The 4,420-nt window shown below is 33.4% G+C and carries 4 protein-coding genes; all 4 read left to right on the forward strand.

Annotated elements, in window-relative coordinates; genetic code table 11:
• Window positions 1-136 precede the first annotated feature (136 nt).
• Complete coding sequence (locus DIU01_RS11315) at window positions 137-2,104, forward strand: DEAD/DEAH box helicase (protein ID WP_290834514.1); 1,968 nt, start codon at window positions 137-139, stop codon at window positions 2,102-2,104.
• Between the two features lie 167 nt (window positions 2,105-2,271).
• On the forward strand, window positions 2,272-3,039 hold the full coding sequence (locus tag DIU01_RS11320; RefSeq protein ID WP_290834516.1) for a carboxypeptidase-like regulatory domain-containing protein: 768 nt from the start codon (window positions 2,272-2,274) through the stop codon (window positions 3,037-3,039).
• Window positions 3,040-3,180: 141 nt separating this feature from the next.
• Entirely contained in the window at window positions 3,181-4,062 is an 882-nt protein-coding gene (locus DIU01_RS11325; protein WP_290834518.1) for a DUF6602 domain-containing protein, read from the forward strand.
• 117 nt (window positions 4,063-4,179) lie between these two features.
• On the forward strand, window positions 4,180-4,420 hold a 241-nt coding region (locus DIU01_RS11330), incomplete at its 3' end, for a hypothetical protein (protein WP_290834520.1).

Raw genomic sequence — 4,420 nt, forward strand, 5'->3', positions numbered from 1 at the left:
TTTATATTAAGGACAAAATAGTTTTTCTGTTTGTTATCCTAAAGTTAAAAATCACAACTTATTGATTATCAATTAAAACCAAATTAGTTTATATCGTATTTAAAACCTACCTTTGCACCCAATTTTAAAATACTTTATGAATAAATTTGAACAATTAGGTCTGAATGAGTCGTTACTGCTGGCGATCAAAGATCTAGGATTTGAGAATCCGTCAGAAGTGCAAGAAAAAGCCATTCCAGTCTTATTGGAAAAAAACACAGACTTAGTAGCTTTAGCACAAACAGGAACAGGGAAAACAGCAGCATTTGGTTTTCCGCTAATCCAAAAAATCGATGCCGAAGACAGAAGTACACAAGCGTTAATTTTATCCCCAACGCGTGAGCTATGCTTACAAATCACCAACGAGATTAAACAATACTCTAAATATGTAAAAGGATTACATACAGTGGCAGTTTATGGTGGTGCAAGCATTACAGAACAAGCCCGAGAGATTAAAAGAGGTGCACAAATTATTGTAGCAACTCCAGGAAGAATGCAAGACATGATTAATCGTGGTCTTGTAAACATCAAAAACATCAACTTTTGTATTCTTGACGAAGCAGATGAGATGTTGAACATGGGTTTTTATGAAGACATTGTATCCATTTTATCGGATACTCCAGACGAGAAAAATACTTGGTTATTCTCTGCAACAATGCCTGCAGAAGTTGCAAGAATTGCAAAGAAATTTATGCACGATCCAGCAGAAGTTACTGTTGGTAGCAAAAATTCAGGTTCGGCTACAGTTTCTCACGAATTTTATTGTGTGAACGCTCGTGACCGTTACGAAGCTTTAAAACGTTTAGCCGATGCTAATCCAGATATTTTTTCTGTAGTTTTTTGTAGAACAAAACGTGATACACAAGCGGTTGCAGAAAAATTAATTGAAGATGGTTACAGCGCTGCTGCATTGCACGGAGATTTATCTCAAGCGCAACGTGATGGTGTAATGAAATCGTTTAGAGGTCGTCAAATTCAAATGCTTGTTGCAACAGACGTTGCTGCTCGTGGAATTGACGTTGATAATATTACTCACGTAGTAAACTATCAATTACCTGACGAAATTGAAACTTATAACCACCGTTCAGGAAGAACTGGTCGTGCTGGTAAATTAGGAACTTCTATCGTAATTATCACTAAAAGTGAATTGCGTAAAATTTCGTCTATCGAAAGAATCATCCAACAAAAATTTGAAGAGAAAACGATTCCTTCTGGAATGGAAATCTGCGAAATTCAATTGTTGCACTTAGCTAATAAAATTAAAGATACTGAGGTTGACCACGAAATAGACAACTATTTACCGGCAATCAACGAAGTTCTTGATGGTTTGACTAAAGAAGAATTAATCAAGAAAATGGTTTCTGTAGAATTCAACAGATTCATCAATTACTACAAAAAGAAACGCGATTTATCTGGTGAAAAAGGAGAAAGAAGCGAGAGAAGTTCTGAGCCAAGAGAAATTAGAGCTGGTGATCCAGTTAGATATTTCGTAAACATTGGTTCAAGAGACGATTTCGATTGGATGCAATTGAAAGATTTCTTGAAAGAAACATTAGATTTAGGTCGTGATGACGTGTTTAAAGTTGATGTTAAAGAAGGTTTCTCTTTCTTTAATACTGATGGTGAACATACTGATAAAGTGATGTCGGTTCTTAACGGATTTGACCTTAACGGAAGAAGAATCAACGTAGAAATTTCTAAAAATGATGGCGGAAGCCGCGAAAGACGTGACCACAACGGAAGAAGTGGCGGCGGATTTGGTGGCGGAAGAAGCGGTGGCGGATTTAGAGGCGATAGAAATTCTGGCGACAGAAGTTCGGCTCCAAGAAGCGGAAGTTTCGGACCAAGAACAGATAGAAACGAAAGAAGTTCGGCTCCAAGAAGAGAAGGCGGATTTTCATCTGACAGACCAGCAAGAGAAGGCGGATTTAAAAGCGCAGCTCCAAGAAGAGAACCAGGTTCTTCTCAAAGAGAAAGTGCTCCAAGACGTTCTGAAGGAAGTTCTGATAGACCAGCAAGTCGTTCATTTGACGATGCTAAAACTAGAAGACCAAGAAGAAGTTAATTCTATAAAATAACAACTTTTAAAAATCCAAATTCCAATGATAACTATTGGGATTTGGATTTTTTCGTTTAAAAAGCCTTACGCATTTGTTAATTTTCTTATAATAATTAGCAAATCCTATATGATTTCTTGTAGAGTTTTATACTTTTAAACCTTCAAATAAAGACATGAAATATTTTATAGCTTTTTTATTACTATTTACCACAACACTAACTTTTTCGCAGGAAACACAAACTAGCAAAAAAGTAACAGGAACCATTGTAAGCAATAATACTTTACTTCCTTTAGCGAATGTAAACATCATCAATGTGAACAAAGTAAAAGGAACAATGACCAACAACAAAGGGTATTTTGAAATTGATGTTACACAAAGTGACACACTACATATTACTTCTATCGGATTTCAATCGATAAAAGTTAGAGTAACAAGTGACTGGATTAAAAACGGAAATGCCAAAATACAACTAACAGAAAAAGCCATCGCACTTGAGGAAGTTGTAGTAAAACGATACCAACTTACAGGTTATTTAGAAATTGACACCAAATTAATTCCAGAAGTTGAGAATTACCGATACAGTATCTCAGGATTACCAAATGCTTATGAAATTGGTGATCGTTCACCAAATGCCTTCTCAAGGGTTTTAAACTCCATATTTAACCCAGCCGACATGCTTTATAATTTCTTTGGAAACAAACCCAAGGAGTTAAAAAAGCTGAAAGAAATGCGTAAAGACGACACCGTTCGTAATGTATTGGAATCAAAATTTGATAGAGAAACATTGGCAGTTTTACTAGGAATAGACAAAAATGACATTCCCGAAATTCTACAACATTGCAACTACTCGCAATCGTTTATAGAAACAGCCAACGATATGCAAATCATGGACGCCATAAGTCAATGCTATGAAGAATATAAAGTTTTAAAGAAAAAATAACTTTCCATTTTAATAAAATCACCAATCCTCAATTGTAACGCAGTTGGGGATTTTTTATATATTTACGGAGGTATATGCGCATATATAAACTTTGCAGATTCATTTCTGACAATAACGTTGACATAATTTTAAAAAGATACTATGGCTCAATATTTATACGATGATTTTATTTTAAAATTATCAGAAAGATTTAATCGAAGACTTGAAGATATTGAAAATGATTATAACTTTGAGTTGGGAGATGAATTTGAATTCGCGATTTGCGATATTCTTAAAGATTTATTACCTAGTAAATTTGGTGTTACTCGGGGTTTTGTTGTAACTAAAGATGGTTTAAAAGGTGGCGACGATATTATAATTTATGATAGAAATAAATTTCCAACGCTACGAAATCGTGACAGAAATGAATATTATCGACTTGAAAACATACCAGTAGAAGCCGTTTACGCTTACATCGAGGCTAAAAACACAATCAAATATGAATTTGAAAAAAAAGATTGCGTTTTCTTTAAAGCCTTCGAACAAGCAACTAATGTTAAAAAATTAATTGCTACAAGAGAATCTTCTAACATTCTTTCGTTTAATCCATATTTTAAAGAAAGTCCATTTTTAACAAAAGAAATTAAAAAATCAAAACTATTGCCTTCTATTAACAATCCAGCTTTCACGTGCATTGTATCTAGAAATTTTGATTTTAAATCTCCAACAATTACTACACCGGATGAATTTACAGTAGAATTTTTAATTGAAAATATTCTTATACCAAAACAAGAAATCATTCCTGATATTATTGTCTTAAACAAAGATATTGTAATGTATCCAAGAATTTTTGAAGATGGACAATTTAAAGAATCAGTATTATTTAATCATAACGAAAAAGACAATTTATCTTATCAAATTATTGTCAGAAAGAATATCGCATATGGTATATTTTTATCACACTTACTCTTTGCACTTGATTGGATAAAACTCGGGAAAATGCCATGGGATCTAATACATTTCGATGCAACAAGAGATAAATAATTAACTTCCCAGCTAACGAGAGCTTCAATCTCGTGCACGGTAAAAAAATATAAAATAAGATAGCAGACACGAGGAATATTACAAAAGGCTATCCAAAACCATTAAAAAATTATACCAATGTTAACTAATAAAGTAAAAGCTTGGAGATTCGGAACTATTAAATTTTATAGTACCCAAAAAGGATTTGGTTATCTGTACTGTAAATCAGAACAATATAAAATCAAGGAATATTTTTTCGACTCTACAGCTTTACAAAAAGGAGAAGTATTAGAAAACCAGAATGTATGCTTTTATTTTGGCATGGAAAATGGTAAACTAAAAATTTGTGAAATATCACCTATCACATTAGAATTATTTT

The organism is Flavobacterium sp. (genome assembly GCF_003525665.1).
Lineage (GTDB): Bacteria > Bacteroidota > Bacteroidia > Flavobacteriales > Flavobacteriaceae > Flavobacterium.

Excerpts from the sequence above, each read along its gene's own strand:
- DIU01_RS11315 (WP_290834514.1), top strand. The coding sequence starts at position 137 with ATGAATAAATTTGAACAATTAGGTCTGAATGAGTCGTTACTGCTGGCG.
- DIU01_RS11325 (WP_290834518.1), top strand. The coding sequence starts at position 3,181 with ATGGCTCAATATTTATACGATGATTTTATTTTAAAATTATCAGAAAGA.
- DIU01_RS11320 (WP_290834516.1), top strand. The coding sequence starts at position 2,272 with ATGAAATATTTTATAGCTTTTTTATTACTATTTACCACAACACTAACT.